A 21,212-nucleotide genomic window follows, 5' to 3' on the forward strand; every position below is an offset into this window, starting at 1 on the left:
CTACCCACGATGACTTCCAGGACTCCGATCGGCAATCTGCTGGTCGCCAACCGGGGCGAGATCGCCCGCCGGGTGTTCCGGACCTGCCGGGAGCTCGGCATCGCGACCACCGCCGTCCACTCCGACCCGGACGCCGCCGCCCCGCACGTGCGGGAGGCCGACACGGCCGTCCGGCTGCCGGGCGCCGCGCCCGCCGACACCTACCTGCGCGGCGAACTGATCGTGCGGGCCGCGCTGGCCGCGGGCGCCGACGCCGTCCACCCCGGGTACGGGTTCCTCTCCGAGGACGCCGGATTCGCCCAGGCCGTGCTGGACGCCGGCCTGGTGTGGGTCGGGCCGCCGCCGGCCGCGATCGCCGCGATGGGCTCCAAGACCGCGGCCAAGCGCCTGATGGCGGAGGCCGGGGTGCCCGTCCTGGAGGCGCTGGCCGAGCCGACCGAGGCCGATCTGCCGGTGCTGGTCAAGGCCGCAGCGGGCGGCGGCGGCCGCGGCATGCGGGTGGTGCGCCGACTGGCCGACCTGCCGGCCGAGCTGGCCGCCGCCCGCGCCGAGGCGGCGAAGGCCTTCGGCTCGGACGAGGTGTTCTGCGAGCGCTACCTGCCCACCGGCCGGCACGTCGAGGTGCAGTTGCTGGCCGACGCGCACGGCACCGTCTGGGCGGTCGGCGACCGCGACTGCTCGCTGCAGCGGCGCCACCAGAAGGTGGTCGAGGAGGCCCCGGCCCCCGGTCTGCCGGCGGCCCTGCGGGCCGAGCTGCACGCGGCGGCGGTGAGCGCCGCCCGGGCGATCGGCTACGTCGGCGCCGGCACGGCCGAGTTCCTGCTCGCCGAGGACGGGCGGTTCCACTTCCTGGAGATGAACACCCGCCTCCAGGTCGAGCACCCCGTCACCGAGGCGGTCACCGGACTCGACCTGGTCGCGCTGCAACTCGCCGTCGCCGAAGGACAGGAGCTGCCGGGGCCCACGCCGCCGCCGACCACCGGCCACGCGATCGAGGCCCGGCTGTACGCGGAGGACCCGGCCAAGGACTGGCAGCCCGCCACCGGCACCCTGCACAACATCGAACTAACCTGTGACCACCAGGAGTTCGCGGGACCGGGGCTCCGGCTGGACTCGGGCGTGGAGCCCGGCAGCGAGATCACCCCGTACTACGACCCGATGCTCGCCAAGGTGATCGCCTGGGCACCCACCCGGGCCGCCGCCGCCCGCCGGCTGGCCGACGCCCTCGCCCGCGCGAGGATCCACGGCCCGGCCACCAACCGGGAGTTGCTGGTCCGCGCGGTGCGGCATCCGGCCTTCCTGGCCGAACGCCTGCACACCGGCTTCCTGGCCGAGCACGCGGCGGAGCTGACCGCGCCGGACACCAAGGGCGCCGAACTCGCCGCGCTGGCCGCCGCCCTCGCCGACGCCGCCGCCCGCTCCACCGCGCTGCCCTCCGGCTGGCGCAACCTGCCCTCCCAACCCCAGCTCAAGCGCTACCGGACCACCGACGGCCGGGAGTTGGAGGTTCGCTACCGCCACACCCGCTCCGGCCTGCTGGCCGACGGCCACCCGGACGTCGAACTCGTCGAAGCCGGCGCCGACCACGTCGTGCTGCGCGAGGGCGGCGTCCGGCGCCCCTACCGCGTCGCCCGCTACGGCGACCGGGCCGGCCGGGTGTACGTCGACACTCCGACCGGCGGCACCGTGCTCACCGCGCTGCCGCGCTTCCCCGACCCCACCGTCCACACCGACCCCGGCGCCCTGCTCGCCCCGATGCCCGGCACGGTGCTGCGCACCACCGCCGCCGTGGGGGACGCCGTCACCGCCGGACAGCCGCTGCTGGTGCTGGAGGCGATGAAGATGGAGCACCGCGTCACCGCCCCCGCCGACGGCGTGCTCGTCGAACTCCTCGCCACCCCCGGCCGGCAGGTCGAACTCGGCACCCTGCTCGCCGTCGTCCGGACCACCGAAGCGCAGCCCGTCCAAGAGGCCTGAGGAAGGACCCGCATGTCCGCGATCGGCAGTCAGCTCCTCGAAACCCCCGAACGCAAGGCCCTGCGCCAGGCCGTCGGCGACCTCGGCCGCCGCTACGGCTCCGCCTACTACCTCGCCAAGGCCCGGGCCGGCGAGCCCGCCGCGGAACTGTGGGCGGACGCCGGGAAGGCCGGCTACCTCGGCGTGAACCTCCCCGCCGAGTACGGCGGCGGAGGCGGCGGCATCACCGACCTCGCCATCGTGCTGGAGGAACTCGGCACCGCCGGCTGCCCGCTGCTGCTGCTGATCGTCTCCCCGGCGATCTGCGGCACCGTGATAGCCCGCTTCGGCGCCGAGGAGCAGAAGCGGAGCTGGCTTCCCGGACTCGCCGACGGCAGCCGCACGATGGCCTTCGGCATCACCGAACCCGACGCCGGCTCCAACTCGCACCGGATCTCCACCGTCGCCCGCCGGGACGGCGCGGACTGGCTGCTGACCGGCCGCAAGGTGTTCGTCTCCGGCATCGACCACTGCGACGCGGTGCTGTTCGTCGCCCGGACGGAGGACGCGCGCACCGGCAAGCTCAAGCCCTGCCTGTTCGTCGTCCCGCGCGACACCCCCGGCTTCGAGTACCGGGCGATCCCGATGGAACTCATCGCCCCCGAGAAGCAGTTCCAGGTCTTCCTGGACGACGTCCGGTTGCCCGCCGACGCCCTGGTCGGCGACGAGAACGCCGGGCTGCTCCAGCTGTTCGCGGGCCTCAACCCCGAGCGGATCCTCACCGCCGCCTTCTCGCTCGGCCTGGCCCGCCAGGCCCTCGGCAAGGCCGTCGAGTATGCCAGGACCCGCACCGTCTGGTCCACCCCGATCGGGGCCCACCAGGGGCTGGCCCACCCGCTCGCCCAGTGCGCGGTGGAGATCGAACTGGCCCGGCTGATGACCCAGAAGGCCGGGCTGCTCTACGACGCGGGCGAGGACGTGGCCGCCGGGGAGGCCGCCAACATGGCCAAGTACGCCGCCGGGGAGGCCGCCGCCCGTACCGTCGACCAGGCGGTGCAGACCCTCGGCGGCAACGGCCTCACCCAGGAGTACGGGCTGGGCGCGCTGCTGGCGGCCACCCGGGTCGGCCGGGTCGCCCCGGTCAGCCGTGAGATGGTGCTCAACTACGTCGCCCAGCACACCCTGGGCCTGCCCAAGTCGTACTGACCGGTCACCGGCGCGGCCGGCGCCCGGGGGGCGCCCCGCGGGGGCTGAGCGCGGTCGGGGATGCTCCGGGGCCCGGGACAGCGCCCGGGGCTGGGACGGCGCCGGGGGGCGGGCGGTCGTGGTGCAACACCGAACGGGCGAGCGCCCCCGGGGCGCACCTGTGCGGCGCGGGCACCGTGCCCGGTTCGCGGCAATGGCGCAGCGATCGCCCTGCCTGTCCGTATGCTCCTGAGCGCGCCCCGCACCGGCCCGCGTCACCGGTTTTGTTGCAGCATCGACTTCACTGCTGGAGGCATGCCTTGGTGTTCCGAAGCGACTTCCCCGACGTGCCCGTGATCGACCTGCCGATCCACGAAGCGGTGCTCGGCGGCGCCGCCGAGTACGGCGACCGGCCGGCCCTGATCGACGGCCTCACCGGGGAGCAGGTCAGCTACGCTCGGCTCGCCGCCTCCGTCGAACGGGTCGCCGCCGGCCTGGCCGAGGCAGGGGTGCGCAAGGGCGACGTGGTGGCCCTGTTCAGCCCCAACTCGATCACCTACCCGATGGCCTGCTACGGCGCCACCCGGGCCGGCGCCACCGTGACCACGGTGTCCTCGCTCTCCACCCCCACCGAGCTGGCCGGCCAGCTCCGCGACAGCGGCGCCCGCCGGCTGATCACCGTCTCCGCCTTCCTGCCGACCGCCCGCGCGGCCGCCGAACAGCTCGCTGCCGACGGCCGCCCGCTGGCCGAGACCATCGTGCTAGACGGCGCCGAGGGCCACCGCTCCCTCGCCGACCTGCTGGCCGCCACCGCCCCCGCCCCCGAGCCCGCGTTCGACCCGGCCGAGGACATCGCCGTCCTGCCCTACTCCAGCGGCACCACCGGCCTGCCCAAGGGCGTGATGCTCACCCATCGCTCGATCGCCACCAACCTGGCCCAGACCGACGCGCTCTACCGCCCCGCTGTCGGTGAACGGGTGCTGGCCGTCCTCCCGTTCTTCCACATCTACGGGCTCGCGGCCCTGCTCAACCAGCCGCTGCGGTGCGGCGCCACCGTCGTCGTGCTGCCCCGCTTCGACCTGGAACAGTACTGCCGCGCGATCGAACAGCACCGGGTGCAGGCCCTGGTGGTGGCCCCGCCGATCGCCCTCGCCCTGGCCAAGCACCCGGTCGTCTCCCGCTTCGACCTCTCCTCCGTCGAGTACCTGCTGTGCGCGGCCGCCCCGCTGGACCCGGACCTCGCCGCGGCCTGCGCCCGGCGCCTGGGCCTGCCGCACCTGCTCCAGGGCTACGGCATGACCGAACTGTCCCCCGTCACCCACGTCATGTCCCCGACCGAGCGCGACCCGTCCCCGGGCTCGGTCGGCCGGATGGTCCCCTCCACCGAACTGCGGGTCACCGCCCTGGACGGCAGCGGCGACCTGGGGACCGGCGAGCGCGGCGAGCTGCTGATCCGCGGCCCGCAGGTGATGAAGGGCTACTTCGGCCGCCCGTCCGACACCGCCGCCGTGATCGACGCCGAGGGCTGGCTGCACACCGGCGACGTCGGCTACGTGGACGGGCGCGGCTACCTGCACATCGTCGACCGGGTCAAGGAACTGATCAAGTACAAGGGCTACCAGGTCGCCCCCGCCGAACTGGAGGCCGTGCTGCTCGGCCATCCGGAGATCGGCGACGCCGCGGTGATCGGCGTCCCGGACGCCGACGGCACCGAGTGCCCCAAGGCCTTCGTGGTACGCGCCCCCGGTAGCACCCTGACCGCCGAGGAGGTCACCGGCTACGTGGCCGGGCAGGTCGCCCCGTACAAGAAGGTGCGCGCCGTGGAGTTCGTCGACGCCATCCCGAAGTCCGCGGCCGGCAAGATCCTCCGCCGCGAACTTCGCGCCCGCGAGGCCGCCCGGGCCGCGGCCACGGCCTGAATGGTCGCCGACCCCGCCGGGCCAAGACCGCGGCCCGTCTGTGAGGATCGACCCGTCGCGCACCGACCGGAACAGGAACCGCCGCCCGCCATGACCAGCCACGCCGTCGCCCGTACCCCCCAGCAGGACCGCAGCCGCGCGACCCGCGCCCGGCTGCTCGCGGCCGCCGTGGACTGCCTGGCCGAACTCGGCTGGCAGGGCTCCACCGTCGCCGTGGTGGCCGAGCGGGCCGGCGTCTCCCGGGGCGCGGCCCAGCACCACTTCCCCACCCGGGAGGACCTCTTCACCGCGGCCGTCGAGTACGTCACCACCGAGCGGCTGGCGGCCGTCCGCGCCCACGCGGACGAACTGCCGGCCGCCGGCCCCGACCGCACCCGGGCCGTGGTCGACATGATCGTGCGCCTCTACACCGGCCCGGACTTCCGCGCCGCCCTGCACCTGTGGACGGCCGCCGCCACCGAGGAAGCCCTCCGGGAGCGCATCGTCGCCCTGGAGGGAAGGGTCGGCCGGGAGGCCCACCGGGCCGCCGTGGAGTTCCTCGGCGCCGACGAGACCCGCCCGGGCGTGCGCGAATCGGTGCAGGCCACCCTCGACCTCGCGCGCGGGCTCGGCCTGGCCAACCTGCTGACCGACGACAGTGTTCGACGATCCCGGGTGATCGGGCAGTGGGCGGGCCTTCTGGAGAGTACGCTGCGCCCGGTACGCCCATGACGCCCGTACAACCGGAGCGGCCGGACGCCCCTGACCAAGGGGTCGCCGGGCGGCCGATGTCCGTGCAGTCTGGAGAAGAAACCCGGCCGGCACCTACCGCGAGGCCCACCCGGTCGGGCACGAGCCGAACCGGGGTGCTGCCTGAATGCACGGACACGAGTGGGACGCGACCGACGCCGCCGGCCTCGCGCAGGGCGGCGCCTCCGCGCGTCCGGACGGCCACCGCCTGGTCCCGCTCGCGACGGCCCTGCTCCAGTCCGACGGCCTGATCCTCCACTGGAGTGAGGACGCCGAGGTCCTGCTCGGCTACACCACCGAGGAAGCCGTGGGCAGCTACGCCGCCCAGCTGCTCACCGACGAGGCCGACCGCCCGGACGTCCTCGACCTCTTCCGGCGGATCATGAGCGGTACCGGCCGGTCCTTCGTCTTCCCCGTCCGCCACCGCGACGGCCACCGGGTCGAGCTGGAGTTCCGCACCTACCCGATCACCGGCCCGAACGGCACCCTGCTGCTGCTCGCCACCGCCTCCGACACCCAGGCGCTGCACGAGGTCGAGGCCGACCTCGCCGTGCTGGACGGCATCTTCGGCCGCTCGCCGATCGGCATGGCCGTCTACGACACCCAGCTGCGCTACGTCCGGATCAACGAGGCGCTCGCCCGGATGAACGGCGTCCCGGCGGCCGCCCACCTCGGACGCCGGATATCCGCCGTTCTGCCCGGCATCAACACCGTCGAGATCGAACAGACCATGAGACAGGTCCTCAGGAGCGGCAAGCCCGTCGTCGACGCCCGCTCGCACGGCCGCGTCCCGGGCGACCCGAAACGGGACCGCGCCTGGTCCGCCTCCTACTTCCGGCTGGAGGACTCCACCGGCCGGGTCTTCGGCGTCGCCTCCTCGATCATCGACGTCACCGAGCGCTTCCAGGCCGAGGCCCGCGCCGCCCGCGCCCAGGAACGGCTGGCCACCATCGCCGAGGCCACCGCCCGGATCGGCACCACCCTCGACCTGCAGCGCACCGCCGAGGAGCTGATCGAGGCGGTCGTGCCCCGGTTCGCCGACTTCGCCACCGTCGACCTGCTGGAACCCGTCCTGCGCGGCGCCGAACCCACCCCGATCCCCGCCGACCGGGCGGTCACCCTGCGCGCCGTCGCCGTCGGGGAGAGCTACGAGACCGGCCTGGCCCACGCCGTGGACGTCGTCGGCGAGGTCTCCGAGTACGCCCCCGACCGCAGCTACACCCAGTGCCTGCGCAGCGGCCGGCCGCTGGTGCGCGCCCACGTCGACGAGGAGGTGCTGCGCGGACTGGTGTCCAGCGAGGACCGGGTCGCCCCCGGGATGGCGGCCGGCATCCACTCCTACCTGATGGTGCCGATCACCGCCCGGGGCATGGTGCTCGGCGGCTCCGAGTTCATCCGGATGCGCAACTCCGAGCCCTTCACCGACGCCGACGTCGCGCTCGCCGAGGAACTGGTCGCCCGGACGGCGCTGGCCCTCGACAACGCCCGGCTCTACCGGCGCGAGCGGGAGACCGCCCTCACCCTGCAGCGCAGCCTGCTGCCGCAGGAGATCCACCGCACCCTCGGCCTGGAGATCGCCTACCGCTACCTGCCCAGCAGCGTGGTCAGCGAGGTCGGCGGCGACTGGTTCGACGTGGTGCCGCTGTCCTGCGGGCGGGTCGCCCTGGTCGTCGGCGACGTCATGGGTCACGGCATCCGGGCCGCCGCCACCATGGGCCAGCTGCGCACCGTCGCCCGCACCCTGGCCACCCTGGACATGCCGCCGGAGCAGGTCCTCACCCGACTGGACGAGACCGCCTCGGGCATCGGCGAGGGCCAGTTCGCCACCTGCATCTGCGCCGTCTACGACCCGCTGGAGCGCACCGTCCAGGTCGCCTCGGCCGGGCACCTGCCGCCGGTGTGGGTGGGCACCGACGGTACCGCCCGCAAGATCGACGTGCCGCCGGGCGTGCCGCTGGGCGTCGGCGGGGTCGGCTTCGAGTCGATCGAGTTCATCCTGCCCGAGGGCGGCACGCTCGCCCTCTACACCGACGGCCTGGTCGAGCGGCGCGGCCAGGACCTGGACGACGGCATCGACCTGCTCGCCCGCACGCTCGCCCGGACCGGCCGGACGCTGGAGGAGAGCTGCGACGCCGTGCTCGGCGCACTGGTCACCGACGGCACCGAGGACGACATCGCGATGATCATGGGCCGGGCGCTGCCGCTGCCCGCCGACCGCGTCGCCGAACTCCCGCTCACCGGCGGCGGCAAGCTGCCCGGCAAGGCCCGCCGGTTCACCCGCGCCACCCTGGAGGCCTGGGGCCTGAACGCGCTCTCCGACTACGCCGAACTGCTGGTCAGCGAGCTGGTCACGAATGCCCTGCTGCACGCCGAGGCACCGCGCCGACTGCGGCTGTTCCGCGACCGGGTGCTCACCGTCGAGGTCTCCGACGCCGGCGGCCAGACGCCGCAGCTGCGGCCCTTCGCCGAGCAGGACGAGGGCGGACGCGGGATGTTCCTGGTCAGCGAGCTGGCTCAGCGCTGGGGCAGCCGGCTCACCCGGGACGGCAAAGTGGTCTGGGCGGAGCTGGAGCTGCCCTTCGGCGTGTCGTAGGCCTCGGGAGCCGGGGGCCGGGGCCACGGCCTTTCGGCAGGCCGAGAACGGCCGCTCCGGAAGGGAACGGCCGTCCTCGGGAGGAGTCCCGCGCGTCGGAGCCGTCAGGCGTCGAGCTTCTGCGGCTCGACCGGCTCGACCGACCGGACTGGCTGGACCGGCTGTCGCGGCTCCACTGGCTGCGCCGCTTCGGCGGCCGTCGGGGCGGAGAGTCCGCGCAGCAGCCGCCAGGCCAGCGCGGCGGCAGCGACCAGCAGCACCCCGGCGAGCAGCCCGGCACTGTTCATGCCGTGCAGGAAGGCGTCCTTGGCACTGGTCAGCAGCGGCTCGGCCACCGCCGACGGCAGTTCGTGCGCCGCCTCCACGGCCGAGCCGAGCGACTCGCCAGCCCGGGCGGCGGTCTCCGGGGAGGCCCCGGCCGGGACGGTCAGCCCGTTCGCGTAGATCGAGCCGACCACCGAGCCGACCAGCGCGATGCCGAGCGCGGTGCCCAGTTCGTACGCCGTCTCGGACACCGCCGAGGCGGCGCCGGCCCTGTCGGCGGGCGCGGCGCCCAGCACCAGGTCGGCGCCGAGCGTGTACACCACGCCCTCGGCCGTGCCGGTCAGCAGGAAGGAGACGGCCAGCAGCAGGTAGGCGGTGTCCTGCTGGAGCCAACCCAGCACGCCCGCGGCGAGGCCCATGGCGAGCAGGCTGACGGCCAGCGCCTTGCGAGCGCCGAAGCGCCGCGCGATGCGGGCGGTCAGCAGGCCGCCGACCACCGAGCCGGCGAAGGCCGGCAGCTCCGCCAGGCCCGCCTGGAGCGGTTCGTAGCCGCGGACCAGCTGGAGGTACTGCGAGACCACGAAGATCACGCCGCTCAGGCCCACCAGCGAGATCAGCGAGGCCGTGACGGCGGCGGTGAACCGCCGGTCGCGGAACAGCCGCACGTCCAGCAGCGGGTTCTCCAGCTGCAGCTGGCGCCGGACGAAGGCGGTCAGCGCGGCGGCGCCCAGCGCGAAGGTGACCGGGACGTCCCAGCGGGCCACGCCGTGCGCGGCCGCCTCCTTCACCGCGTAGACCACGCCGATCACGCCGGCCATCGACAGCGCGACGCTCAGCACGTCCCAGCGGCCGGGAGCAGGGTCCCTGGACTCCGGCAGCAGCCAGGCGCCGAGCACCAGCAGCAGGAGCAGGATCGGGATGTTCAGCAGGAACACCGAACCCCACCAGAAGTGCTCCAGCAGCAGCCCGCCGACCACCGGTCCGAGCGCGGCGCCGGCGGTGGCGGCCGCGCCCCAGATGCCGATCGCGGTGGCCCGCTCCCGGTCGTCCGGGAACAGGCTGCGGATCAGCGACAGCGTGGAGGGCATGATCGTCGCGCCGGCGACGCCGAGCAGCGCGCGGGCCAGGATCAGCCAGCCCGGGCCCGGTGCGTAGGCGGCGAGCAGCGAGGCGGCGCCGAAGCCGGTGGCACCGCAGAGCAGCAGCCTCTTGCGGCCGATCCGGTCACTCAGCGCGCCCATGCTGACCAGCAGGCCGGCCAGCACGAAGGAGTAGGAGTCGCCGATCCAGAGCAGCTGGGTCCCGCTGGGGCGCAGCGTCTCGCTGATGGACGGGATGGCGAGGGACAGCACGGTCGCGTCCAGGGCGACCACGGTCACGGCCAGCACCAGGACGGCGAGGCCGGTCCAGCGCTGGCGGTCGGTCGGGGTGGTCAGGGGGTGCCGAGCCGTCAAGCTCATGGAGTATCGGTTTCCGGTTTCCGGTCCGAGGTGCGGTGGGTGGGGTCGGGGGGCGGGGTGGCAGAGGTGGCAGGGCTGACCGGTCGGCGCAGCGCGCCGCCGAGGAACAGCTCGGCGAGCGAGAAGGCCGCCTCGCGCGGGGCGAGCCGGCCGTCCTGGATGGCCCAGCCGATGCCGGCGACGAGATCGAAGAAGGCCTCGCTCAGCCAGGCGGCGCTCAGCTCGATCCGGAAGACGCCCTCCTGCTGGCCGCGCAGGAAGAGGGCGTGCAGCCGGGCGATCTGGACGTCCCAGAGGTCGTTGATGTCGTCGTCCTCGTAGAGCTGGTTCTCGCCGGCCAGGAAGGCGCAGAGCATGGCGTCCGGGACGGCGGCGTCGACCAGCCGGCGCAGGGCCGCCTCGGCGTCGCCCTGCTCGGTCGCGGCGGTGTCCAGGGCGGCGGCGAAGCGCTCCAGGCCGAGCCGGCCGACCTCGCGGATCAGTGCCTCACGGCCCGGGAACAGCCGGTGCAGGGTGGCCCGGCTGATCCCCGCCGCGCGGGCGATCTCGTCCATGTGGGCGGTGGGACGGCGGGACAGCACGCCGACGGCGGCTTCGAGGACGGTGTCGCGGTCGGTGGCCATGAACCAAGCCTAGCCCAACTGAGACATTAGTGTCTCAAAATTTCTTTGTGAGTCTCAAATGCTTCGATCGGGGCTTCTCGGCCGGCCGGCAGAGGCGCTCCGCGGCCGGGCAGCAAAAAACCGGGGACGGCGGGTGTGCCGTCCCCGGTCAGGGGCGCTGGAGGGCCGGGCGGGCGGCCGACTCAGCTCTGGTTGTAGAACCCGGTCTCGTCGAGCGGGCGGTCGATCACCATGACCTCGACGTCGGCCGGGGTGAGCAGGAAGACCCGGCGGGCGATCCGCTCGATGCCCCCCCGGGTGCCGAAGATCAGACCGGAGGCGAAGTCGACCATGCGCTTGGCCTCAGCCTCCTCCATCTCGGTGAGGTCCATGACCACCGGGGTGCTCGCCCGGATGTGCTCGCCGACCGTGCGCGCCGCCTCGAAGCCCGTCGGCCGCAGGGAGACGATCTTCGTGGGCGCGGGGACCGCGGGCACCGTCTCCTGATCGACCCACTCGTCGTCGTACACGGCGGCCGGGTAGTTCCCCGAGGGCATCAGCCACCCGTTGTGGTGCTCGTCGCGAAGTGCTCCCATGCCGCGCCTCCCTGCCTCGTCCCGTCCTGGTCCCCCGGGGGCGCGTGTCTTTTTTGACACGGCATCCACTCGTCGGAACTGTCCGAGTATCGCACTGTTCACCGGTCCCGCGCCCGCTCGCGACCCCCGTACGAGTCGTGCCGCGCCGAAAGCCCGGGCGGACCCGGACAAAGGAAGCGACGCGGTGGCCTGCCGTGCGGTTGCGCGCGTAGACCATATCGGTAGCGGTCACCGCGTAATTGACCTTCTGTCAACAATGCGGAAACGATTTCACTCGCCGGTGGAGCCGTCGATGAGTTCGCGCAGGAGGTCGGCGTGGCCGTTGTGCCGCGCGTACTCCTCGATCATGTGGACGAGGATCCAGCGGAGCGTCACCTCCTGGCCGCGGCGCGGCCGCTTGCCGACGGTGTCCAGCGGCAGGCCCGCCGCGGCCTCCCGGGCGGCCTGGATCTCAGCGCGCCAGGTGGCGAAGTCGGCGGCGACATCGGCGGTGTCGACGTGGTCGAAGTCGCCGTCCTCGTCGTCCTCGGTCCAGTAGTGGCCGGTGGTGATCTCCTCGCCGCGCAGGATGCCCTGGAACCAGTGCCGTTCGACCTCGGCCATGTGCCGGACCAGGCCGAGCAGGGACAGCGTGGACGGCGGGACGGAACGCAGCCGCAGTTGGTCGTCCGTCAGGCCCTCGCACTTCAGGGCGAGGGTGCTGCGGTGGAAGTCGAGCCAGGCGGTGAGCATGGCGGCCTCGTCGGCGGCCATCGGCGGGTCCACCCGCGGGTTCGGTTCGGTCATGGTCACCATCGTCGCGCCCGACGGCCCGGTGGCGCGAGCGGTTTGTCAGCGGGCCCGCGCCCGGCGGCGGGCGGCGGCCGCGCGTCCCAGGCCCACCAGGCTGCCGAGCACCAGCAGGGCGATCACCCCGGCCGAGACCAGGAACGCCGCCGAGCCGGGCTGGTCCGCGCTGGCGGCGGCGGTGACGTAGACCGCGGTGGTCGGTACCACGCCGATCGCGGTGGCGAGGAGGAAGGGGAGGAAGCGGACCCCGGAGAAGGCGGCGCCGTAGTTGCCGGCCTGGAAGGGCAGGCCGGGCAGCAGCCGCAGCACCAGGACGCTGCGGAACCCCTGTTCGGTGAAGCGCTGGTCGAGGGCGCCGAGCACCTTGCCGCGCAGGTAGGGCTTCAGGGCCTCCCGGCCGAGGCCTCGGCCGAGGGCGAAGGCCACGGCCGCGCCCAGGGTGGTGCCGAGCACGGCCAGCAGCACCCCCTGCTGGATGCCCAGCAGCAGCCCGGCGGCCGCGTTGAGCGCGGGGCGCGGGACGAAGGCGAGGGTGCCGACGGCGTAGACGACGGTGAACAGCGGGGCGAACCAGTAGCCGGGCATCCGGTCCGCGAGGCCGCCGGAGAGTAGGTCCGTCGGGCTCCACAGCAGCAGCGACCCGGCGCAGGCCCCCAGCAGCAGCACCAGCAGGCCGAACCGCCACCAGGGCGACCCGGCCCGCCGCCCGGCGGCGCTCACGAGGTCGCTGTCGAGGGCGGTCTCGGCGGAGCTCACGGTGGCGTTCTCGGCGACGCTCGGCACCGGGGAGGTGGTCAGGGCTTCGGGCACCGCCCGAGCGTAACCGGTTGTCGGGCAGCGCCGGCGCGCCGGTCCTGGGGCTGCGGGCGGCCGTCCGGCGGTCGGCGGTGGAGGCATGGGTCCGCGTAACGGGCCGGGGAGCGGGCCGTCACAGGGCGGAGAGGTCCTTGCCGGGGGTGTGGTCCGGCGGTTTCGGGGTCGTCCTCGCGGCGGGGAAGTCCGGCTCGGCCCGGCGCAGTGCCCCGGCGCTCAGCAGGAGGGCGAAGGCCAGCAGGGTGACCAGGCCGAAGGAGACGGTCAGCGAGGTGGCCTGGGCGAGGGCGCCGATCACGGCGGGGGCGACCAGGCCGGAGGTGTAGGTGACGGTGGCGACGCCGGCGATGGCCTGGCTGGGGTTGTTGCCGATCCGCCCGGCGGCCGCGAAGGCCAGCGGGACGATCACCGCGATGCCGACGCCGATCAGCGCGAAGCCCGGGATGGCCAGCGCCGGGTGGTCGGCGGCCACCACCAGCAGCCCGCCGACGGTGGCGACCGCTCCGCCCAGCCGGGTGGTGCGGACGGCGCCCAGGCGGCGGATCACCGCGTCCCCGGCGAGCCGGCTGACGGCCATGGTCAGCGAGAAGGCGGTGTAGGAGGCGGCGGCGACGGTGGCCGAGGCGCCGGTGATGTCGCGCAGGTAGACACCGCTCCAGTCCATCGAGGCACCCTCGCCGAACACCGCGCAGAAGCCGACCAGTCCGATCACCAGTGAGCTGCGCGGCGGCAGGGCGAAGTGCGGCGGCGCCTGCGCCTCCTCGGGCGCCCGCAGCTCGGGCAGCCCCCGGCAGATCGGCTGGGCGAGCGCGAGCAGGACCAGCGCGGTGACGGCCAGCTGGAGCCGGGCGTCGAGGTCGAGGTGGGCGGCCAGGATGCCGAAGCCGGAGGCCAGCAGGCCGCCCGCGCTCCACATCCCGTGCAGCCCGGACATGATCGAGCGGCCGAGCCGCTCCTCGATCTCCACCCCCTGGGCGTTCATCGCGACGTCCGCCATGCCCGCCGTGGCGCCGTACAGCAGCAGCAGTGCGCACAGCACCGGCAGGGACGGGGCGAGCGCGGGCAGCGCGAGGGCCAGGCACCAGAGCGCGATCAGCCCGCGCACCGCCGCCCGGCCGCCGTAGCGGTGGACGAAGCGCCCGGCCAGCGGCATCGCGAGGGAGGAGCCGATGGCGGGCATGACGAGGGCCAGGCCGAGTTGGCCGGGGGAGAGGTCCAGGCGGTCCTGGATCCACGGGATGCGGGTGACGAAGCTGCCGCTGACGGCGCCGTGCACGCCGAAGACCAGGGCGATGCTCGTCCGGGCCCGGCGTGGGGCGGTGAGTGGTTCGGGTGTCGTCATGGTCATCCGGCATTCCCTCCCGGTCGCGCGCGGTGGGGCGCGACGGTGCCCTGTGGGTGGTCTACGTGCCGCCCGGGCGGTCCGCGCGGTGGGCGCGGCCGTCCGGCCGACGGTTCGATAAACTATCAGGAAGGGACCCTGATAGAAACACTCTGGAAGGATGAGCGGCCATGACCACCGCGCGTACGGCCACGCCGAGCACCGCCCGGGCGATCAACGACCGGCTGGCGCTCAACCTCCTGCTCGAACAGGGCCCCCTCACCGCGACCGAGCTGCGCGACCTCACCGGCCTGTCCCGGCCGACCGTCGCCGACCTGCTCGACCGCCTGCAGCGCACCGGCCTGGTCGCCGTCGTCGGCGAACGCGGCGAGCAGCGGCGCGGCCCCAACGCCAGGGTCTACGCGCTGGTCGCCTCCCGCGCCCACATCGCCGCCTTCGACGTCCGCTCCGGCGGCGCGAGCCTGGTCGTCGCCGACCTCGCCGGGCGCACCCTCGCCACCGCCGAGGTCCCGGTTGAGGGCGACGGCGCACCCGACACCGCCGAGGCCATCGTCGCCACCCTGCTGGAGACCGCCCGCGGCGCCGGCGTCGGCCGGCTGCACACCGTCGCGGTCGGCGCCCCCGGGCTGGTCGACCCCGCCACCGGGCGCCTGCACAGCACCGGCAAGCTCCCCCGCTGGCACGCCGAACTGCTCGCCGCCCTGCGGGAGCTGCCCGACACCGAGGTGATCCTGGAGAACGAGGTCAACCTGGCCGGCCGGGCCGAGTACCGGGTCGGCGCGGCCCGCGACCGCGACACCTTCGTCCTGATGTGGCTCGGCCACAGCGTCGGCGCCGCCGTCATCCTGGACGGGCGGCTGCGCCGTGGCTTCTCCGGCGGCACCGGCGAGATCTGCTTCCTGCCCGTCCCCGGCACCGCCGGGCTGCCCAGCGCCGACAGCTGCGAGGGCGGCTTCCACGGCCTGGTCGGCAGCGCGGCGATCTGCGCACTCGCCCGCGCCCACGGGCTGCCCGCCGACCCGGCCGGGGACGCGGCCGCCGCCGAGGCCGTGGTGCGCGCCGCGCCCGCCGCCGGGGCCCGGGGCGAAGCGTTCCTGGACGAGCTGGCCGAGCGGATCGCGCTCGGTGCGGCCGCCGTCTGCGTGGTGCTCGACCCCGGCTGCGTGGTGCTCGGCGGCGAGGTCGGCCGGGCCGGCGGTGCCGGACTCGCCGGGCGGGTCGAACGGCGCCTCGCCGGCTTCTCCCCGCTGCACACCGAGGTGCGGGCCGGTACGGCGGGTGGCGGCGCGGTGCTCGCCGGCGCCGTCCTCACCGCGGGGGACGCGGTCCGGCGGGACCTGTTCGGCGAACCGTAGGGGCGTTTCCGGTCGGTGTCCCCGGTGCGGCAGGATGGCGGCGGGGGCGCGTGGCCCCCCCCCACGTCCACCGCATCCCGAACCATCGTCAGGAGTCGCACATGGGCCAGCCCGGGCCGCCGGTCAACCCGTACCGCATCGGCGAGGCGGCGGCGCTGCTCGGCGTCAGCGCGGACACCATGCGGCGCTGGGTCGACGCGGGGAAGGTCGCCGCCGTGCGGGACGAGCACGGGCACCGGATCATCGCCGGCGCCGAGCTGGCCGCCTTCGCCCGCGAACTGGCCCGGCCGGAGGTCGCCGAGGCCGAGGGGCGGCCGTCCTCCGCCCGCAACCGGTTCCCCGGGATCGTCACCGACGTGGTGCTCGGCGACGTGGCCGCCCAGGTGGAGGTGCAGGCCGGGCCGTTCCGGGTGGTGTCGCTGATCAGCCGGGAGTCGGCGGAGGAGCTGAACCTGGTCCCGGGCGCACCGGCCACCGCGGTCATCAAGTCGACCAACGTGATGATCGAACGGCGCTAGCCTCTGCCTGCCGAGCCCCACCCTGCCCGGCGAGAACCTCCGCCACCGACCCCGGCCCTCCTGGACTGATGTGATGAGCCCCGCCCGTACCGCCTCCGCCTCCGCCCCCGCCTCCGCCTCCGTGCCCGCCGACCGCCGCCCGGTGCTCGCCGTCGCCCACCGCGGCGACCCGTACCGGTACCGCGAGAACACCATCCCCTCGATCGAGTCCGCGCTCGCCGCCGGGGCCGACGCCGTCGAGGTGGACGTCCAGCTCAGCCGCGACCAGGTGCCCGTGCTGCTCCACGACCGCACCCTGGAGCGGCTCTGGGGCGACCAGCGCGCCGTCGACCGGCTCACCGTCGAGCAGCTGGACGAGCTGCGCCAGGGCGAGCTGGCGATCCCCACCCTCGCCGAGGCGATCAAGAGCGTCGCGGCCGCGAACGGCCCCCGGCTGCTGATCGACCTGGACGAACCCGGGCCGGCCGCCGCCACCTGGTCCGTCGTCACCGGGCTCGGCGCGGAGCCGCTGGTCGCCTTCTGCGGCCACGTCACCGCCATGCTCGCCGTGCGCGAACTCTCCCCCGACGCCTCGATCGCGCTCACCTGGAAGCAGCCCCGGCTGCCCGCCCCCGCCCTGCTGGCCGACCTGCGCCCGGCCTTCCTCAACCCGCCGTTCGGGCTCGTCACCCCCGACTTCGTGGCCGCCGCGGCGGACGCCGGCCTCGCCGTCTCCACCTGGACGGCCGACCTGCGGCGCACCATGCGCCGGCTGCGCGACACCGGGGTCGACTCCATCACCACCAACCGGGTCTCCCTGCTGCGCACGGTGCTGGACGGCCGCCGGTGACGGTCCTCGGCAACCGGGCGCTCGGCCGGGCCCTACTCGCCCGTCAGCACCTGCTCGCCCGCACCGCCGCGGAGCCCGTCGAGCTGATCCACCACCTCGGCGGACTCCAGGCCCAGGCCGTGCCGCAGCCGCCCTACCTCGGGCTGCTCTCCCGGCTGGACGGCTTCGCGGCGGCGGACCTGAGCGCGCTGATCGAGCAGCGGGCGGTGGTCCGGATCGCCCTCCAGCGCGGCACCATCCACCTGGTCACCGCCGAGGACTGCCGCACCCTGCGCCCGCTGCTCCAGCCCGTCCTGGACCAGGCGCTGCGCACCACCTTCGGCAAACAGCTGGCCGGGCTGGACCTCGGGGTGCTGGCCGCCGAGGCCCGGGACTTGGTCGAGGAGGAGCCGCGCACCTTCCAACAGCTCGGCGCCCTGCTGGCCGCGAGCCGGCCGGATCGCGACCCGGCCGCGCTGGCCCAGGCGGCGCGGTGCCTGCTGCCGCTGGTCCAGGTGCCGCCGCGCGGCCTGTGGGGGCGCAGCGGACCGGCCGCGCACACCACCGCCGAGGCCTGGCTCGGCCGCCCGATGGACCCGGCGCCCGCGCCGGACGACCTGGTGCTGCGCTACCTGGCGGCCTACGGCCCGGCCGGCGCCGCGGACCTGAAGAAGTGGTGCGGCCTCGCCGGGCTCGGCCCGGTGCTGCGGCGGCTCGCGCCGGGGCTGCTGACCTTCCGGGACGAGCAGGGCCGGGTGCTGTACGACCTGCCGGACGCGCCCCGGCCGGAGCCGGACGTGCCGGCGCCGGTGCGGCTGGTCGCGCCCTTCGACAACCTGCTGCTCTCGCACGCCGACCGCGGCCGGGTGCTGCCGGAGGAGTACCGGGCGCGGGTGATGAGCAGGAACGGCCTCGTGCCCGGCACCCTGCTGGTGGACGGGCTGGTCGCCGGGGTCTGGCGGCTGACGGGGGAGCGGGAGGTCGTCGTCCAGCCCTTCGTACGGTTGGCGCGGGCCGACCGGGAGGCGGCGGAGGCGGAGGCACGGCGGGTGCTGGCCTTCGCGGACCAGGATCGGAACAGGAACGCGGGCGGGGGGACGGGCGGGGATGCGGTGGTGCGGATCGAGGCGGCGGAGTAGCCGGTCCGCAAAACGGGCAGATCGTCACGTTCTCTGCTGAGATGGGTCGGTTCGGACTCAACGACGACCCCCGGCGGAGGTGGCCGTGTCCCCGGAGCGCCCGCCCGGTGCCCGACCCGACCACCGTCGGCCGTACCTGATGCTGCCGCCGGCGGTGCGGCGGGCGGCGGCCTGGTCGGTGGCGGTGATCCTGCTGATCACCGTCGGTTCGCTGGCGGTGTTCGCGCTGGTCGAGCTGCGGGCGGCGACCGTGCCGTTCATCCTGGCGCTGCTCGGGACCTCGCTGCTGTACCCCGTGGTGCCCTGGCTGGTCCGGCGGGGCGTCAGCCGCGGCCTGGCGGCCGGGCTGACCTGCGTGGTGCTGGTCGCCGCGGTGGCCGGGGTGATCGTGCTGCTGGTCAACTCCCTGGTGCACAGCGCCCCGCAGATCGCCACCTCGCTCCCGGCGGCGGGCAGGCGGCTGGCCGACTGGCTGGGCCCGTTCGGGCAGAAGGTCCAGCACGCCCTGAGCAACGCCAAGGGCGAGACCAACTCGCTGGTCTCCACCCTCACCGGCAGCGTGCTCTCCGGCCTGGGCCTGCTCACCCAGCTGATCACCGGCGGGGTGCTGGCCCTGGCCCTGGTCTTCTTCTTCCTCCGGGACGGCCACCGCACCGGTGACGCCATCCGTTCCCACCTGCCCGGGCGCGGCGCCGAGACGGTGGTCGCCTGTGCCGAGCGCGCCTTCGAGGCGATGGCCGGCTTCATGCGCGGCACCTCGCTGATCGCCCTGATCGACGCCGGCTTCATCACCGTCGGCCTGGTCGCCCTCGGCGTGCCCGGCGCCCCGGGGCTGGGCGCGCTGGTCTTCCTGGGCGCGTACATCCCGTTCGTCGGGGCCTTCCTGTCCGGCACGGTGGCCGTCCTGGTCGCCCTCGCCGACGGCGGTCTCGGTACGGCGCTGTGGGCGCTCGGCGTGGTGCTGACGGTCCAGATGATCGAGGGCAACATCCTGCAGCCCGTCATCCAGAGCCGCACGGTCGAGCTCCACCCGGCGACGATCATGGTCGCCGTGGTGGCCGGCTCCGGCATCGCGGGCATCATCGGTGCCCTGCTCGCCGTCCCGGTCTGCGCGGCGGCCACGGGTGTCGTCTCGGTCCTGCGGGGGCTGGCGCAGCCGGCGGAGCAGGGGGAGTAGTGGGCCCGGGGGTGGCCCATCCGGTTGCCGGCGGGTCGGGGGGCGTGGCAGGATCTCTAACGCGACGGAGGTCGCAATAGTGTCCGAGGGGTGTGGATGGAACTGTTCGAGGTGGCGGAAGCCGGGGCCGGGCCGTACGGGGTGGCCGTGGGCCCCGACGGGGGTGTGTGGTTCACGCTGGTGCACGCCGGGGAGATCGGGCGGCTGTCCGGGGACGGGGAGGTCCGGCGGTTCACGCTGGGAGCGCCGGGGTGCGGGCCTTCGGTGCTGACCGTGGGGCCGGACGGGGCGCTCTGGTTCAGCCGGATGCGGGACCACCGGATCGGGCGGATCACCGTGGACGGGGAGGTGGCCTCGTACGGGGTGGCGACCGAGAACGCCGGACCGTACGGGATCGCGTCCGGGCCCGACGGGGCACTCTGGTTCACCGAGCTGAACGTCGACCGGATCGGGCGGATCACCGTGGACGGGGAGGTGACGGACCACCCGCTGCCGCTGGCCGGGGCGTTCCCCTCACTGATCACCGCCGGGGCGGACGGCGCGCTGTGGTGCACGCTCAACCAGGCGGACGCCGTCGCCCGGGTGGACGTCGACGGCGCGGTGACCGTCCACCGGCTGCCGACCGAGGGCACCGCGCCGGTCGGGATCACGGCCGGGGCGGACGGCGCGCTCTGGTACGTGGGCATCGGCGGCGGCCTGGTCGGGCGGATCACCGTGGACGGGCGGGTGACGGAGTACCCGCTGGCCGACCGGGCCGCCAAGCCGCACGCGATCGCCGCCGACCCGGCCGGGCGGCTGTGGTTCACCGAGTGGGGCGCGGGCCGGATCGGGGTGCTGGCCCCGGACGGACGGCTGGACGGGTACCAGATCCCCGGCCCGGGCGCCGAGCCGCACGGCATCGCCGTCGGCCCGGACGGCGCGGTGTACGCGGCCCTGGAACGCGGCCAGATCGCCCGGCTGGCCGGCTGAGCGCCGGCTGACGGGCTGAGCGCCGGGGCCGCCGGGCATGGGCCGGTTCGGCCCGGCCGGCGGGGCGGCGGTGGCACTGGTGTTCCTGCTGCTGGGACTGCGGAAGGTGCGGCGCTGGGGTCGCTGACGCGCCCGAGGGGGCGTCAGCGCCGACCGCGGATGGGGTCGTTCGGCCCTGGGCGCCCGCCCGGGGGCGGGAGATGATGCCCTGGGCCCCGCTGGGAGCGTGCGGGGGTGACGAAGGTGGAGCCGAACGATGGCGACCAAGGCGGCGGGTACCGAGGACTCGGCACCGGTCCGGGTGTTCCTGCTGGACGACCACGAGGTGGTGCGTCGCGGGGTGCACGACCTGCTGGACGGCGAACCGGACCTGGAGGTGGTCGGTGAGGCGGCGACCGCCGAGCAGGCGCTGGCGCGGGTGCCGGCGCTGCGGCCCGACGTCGCCGTGCTGGACGTCCGCCTGGGCGACGGGGACGGGGTGACGGTCTGCCGTGAGCTGCGCTCGCGGCTGCCCGGCCTGGCCTGTCTGATGCTGACCTCCTTCGACGACGAGGAGGCGCTGCTGGACGCCGTGATGGCGGGCGCCGCCGGGTACGTGCTGAAGCAGATCAGCGGCACCGACCTGGTCGCCGCCGTCCGCACCGTCGCCTCCGGCCGCTCGATGCTCGACCCCGGTGCGGCCACCCGACTGCTCAACCGCCTGCGCAGTGACGCCGAACCCGCCCCGGCGGCCCCCGTCGGGCCGGGGCTGACGGCACGCGAGCAGGAGGTGCTGGCGTTGATCGGGGAGGGCCTGACCAATCGGCAGATCGGCGCGCGGCTCTACCTCGCCGAGAAGACGGTGAAGAACCACGTCTCCCGGCTGCTCGCCAAGCTCGGCGTGGAGCGCCGGGTGCAGGCGGCGCTGATCGCCACCGAACGGCGTCAGGCCGCCACCGCGCAGCCGTCCGTGCTGCGGTCGGCCCCGTCCGGCCGGTGACCGGAGGCGGCCCGTCCCC

The 21,212-nt window shown here is 74.8% G+C and carries 18 protein-coding genes; 12 read left to right on the top strand and 6 right to left on the bottom strand.

Features of this window, described 5'->3' with window-relative positions; genetic code table 11:
- Positions 1–9: 9 nt before the first annotated feature.
- The 5 genes from ACZ4WV_RS12015 (at position 10) to ACZ4WV_RS12035 (ending at position 8,382) form a co-directional block, all read left to right on the top strand.
- Positions 10–1,977, top strand: a complete 1,968-nt coding sequence (locus ACZ4WV_RS12015; RefSeq protein ID WP_465745441.1) for an acetyl/propionyl/methylcrotonyl-CoA carboxylase subunit alpha — start codon at positions 10–12, stop codon at positions 1,975–1,977.
- Positions 1,978–1,989: 12 nt separating this feature from the next.
- Entirely contained in the window at positions 1,990–3,162 is a 1,173-nt protein-coding gene (locus ACZ4WV_RS12020) for an acyl-CoA dehydrogenase family protein (protein WP_465745443.1), read from the top strand.
- A 299-nt stretch (positions 3,163–3,461) separates the two neighbouring features.
- Positions 3,462–5,060: a 4-coumarate--CoA ligase family protein gene (locus ACZ4WV_RS12025; RefSeq protein WP_465745445.1), complete on the top strand. Its 1,599-nt coding sequence runs from the start codon at positions 3,462–3,464 to the stop codon at positions 5,058–5,060.
- 90 nt (positions 5,061–5,150) lie between these two features.
- Positions 5,151–5,771: a TetR/AcrR family transcriptional regulator gene (locus ACZ4WV_RS12030; protein WP_465745447.1), complete on the top strand. Its 621-nt coding sequence runs from the start codon at positions 5,151–5,153 to the stop codon at positions 5,769–5,771.
- Between the two features lie 145 nt (positions 5,772–5,916).
- Positions 5,917–8,382: a SpoIIE family protein phosphatase gene (locus ACZ4WV_RS12035; RefSeq protein ID WP_465745449.1), complete on the top strand. Its 2,466-nt coding sequence runs from the start codon at positions 5,917–5,919 to the stop codon at positions 8,380–8,382.
- 104 nt (positions 8,383–8,486) lie between these two features.
- On the opposite strand, the gene ACZ4WV_RS12040 is transcribed toward ACZ4WV_RS12035, so the two are convergent.
- The 6 genes from ACZ4WV_RS12040 to ACZ4WV_RS12065 form a co-directional block, all read right to left on the bottom strand.
- Positions 8,487–10,106 (bottom strand): MFS transporter, encoded by a 1,620-nt coding sequence (locus ACZ4WV_RS12040; protein ID WP_465745451.1) that lies wholly within the window; start codon positions 10,104–10,106, stop codon positions 8,487–8,489.
- Positions 10,103–10,729 (bottom strand): TetR/AcrR family transcriptional regulator, encoded by a 627-nt coding sequence (locus ACZ4WV_RS12045; RefSeq protein WP_465745453.1) that lies wholly within the window; start codon positions 10,727–10,729, stop codon positions 10,103–10,105. Before ACZ4WV_RS12045 ends, ACZ4WV_RS12040 begins: the two co-directional genes overlap by 4 nt.
- A gap of 182 nt (positions 10,730–10,911) precedes the next feature.
- The gene (locus ACZ4WV_RS12050) at positions 10,912–11,304 is read right to left on the bottom strand and encodes a cell division protein SepF (protein ID WP_465745455.1); all 393 of its coding nucleotides are present in this window, start codon (positions 11,302–11,304) and stop codon (positions 10,912–10,914) included.
- A 270-nt stretch (positions 11,305–11,574) separates the two neighbouring features.
- Positions 11,575–12,090: a DinB family protein gene (locus tag ACZ4WV_RS12055; protein WP_465745457.1), complete on the bottom strand. Its 516-nt coding sequence runs from the start codon at positions 12,088–12,090 to the stop codon at positions 11,575–11,577.
- Between the two features lie 45 nt (positions 12,091–12,135).
- Positions 12,136–12,903: a TVP38/TMEM64 family protein gene (locus tag ACZ4WV_RS12060; RefSeq protein WP_465745459.1), complete on the bottom strand. Its 768-nt coding sequence runs from the start codon at positions 12,901–12,903 to the stop codon at positions 12,136–12,138.
- Between the two features lie 118 nt (positions 12,904–13,021).
- The gene (locus tag ACZ4WV_RS12065; protein WP_465745461.1) at positions 13,022–14,254 is read right to left on the bottom strand and encodes an MFS transporter; all 1,233 of its coding nucleotides are present in this window, start codon (positions 14,252–14,254) and stop codon (positions 13,022–13,024) included.
- Positions 14,255–14,418: 164 nt separating this feature from the next.
- Here ACZ4WV_RS12065 and ACZ4WV_RS12070 point away from each other — a divergent pair, with 164 nt between their 5' ends.
- The 7 genes from ACZ4WV_RS12070 (at position 14,419) to ACZ4WV_RS12100 (ending at position 21,193) form a co-directional block, all read left to right on the top strand.
- A complete protein-coding gene (locus ACZ4WV_RS12070; protein ID WP_465745463.1) occupies positions 14,419–15,603 on the top strand; it encodes an ROK family transcriptional regulator in 1,185 nt (394 codons plus the stop codon).
- Positions 15,604–15,704: 101 nt separating this feature from the next.
- Complete coding sequence (locus ACZ4WV_RS12075; RefSeq protein ID WP_465745465.1) at positions 15,705–16,121, top strand: TOBE domain-containing protein; 417 nt, start codon at positions 15,705–15,707, stop codon at positions 16,119–16,121.
- Between the two features lie 73 nt (positions 16,122–16,194).
- Positions 16,195–16,950, top strand: coding sequence for a glycerophosphodiester phosphodiesterase (locus tag ACZ4WV_RS12080; protein ID WP_465745467.1), 756 nt, complete (start codon positions 16,195–16,197; stop codon positions 16,948–16,950).
- A complete protein-coding gene (locus ACZ4WV_RS12085; RefSeq protein WP_465745469.1) occupies positions 16,947–18,068 on the top strand; it encodes a winged helix DNA-binding domain-containing protein in 1,122 nt (373 codons plus the stop codon). Before ACZ4WV_RS12080 ends, ACZ4WV_RS12085 begins: the two co-directional genes overlap by 4 nt.
- An 85-nt stretch (positions 18,069–18,153) precedes the next feature.
- Positions 18,154–19,245, top strand: coding sequence for an AI-2E family transporter (locus ACZ4WV_RS12090; RefSeq protein ID WP_465745471.1), 1,092 nt, complete (start codon positions 18,154–18,156; stop codon positions 19,243–19,245).
- Between the two features lie 96 nt (positions 19,246–19,341).
- Positions 19,342–20,214, top strand: coding sequence for a virginiamycin B lyase family protein (locus ACZ4WV_RS12095; protein ID WP_465745473.1), 873 nt, complete (start codon positions 19,342–19,344; stop codon positions 20,212–20,214).
- 256 nt (positions 20,215–20,470) lie between these two features.
- Positions 20,471–21,193 carry a response regulator gene (locus ACZ4WV_RS12100; protein ID WP_465745475.1) on the top strand — a complete coding sequence of 241 codons (723 nt, stop codon included), beginning with the start codon at positions 20,471–20,473 and terminating at the stop codon, positions 21,191–21,193.
- The last annotated feature ends 19 nt before the right edge of the window (positions 21,194–21,212 follow it).

The organism is Kitasatospora sp. NPDC029312 (assembly GCF_055569215.1).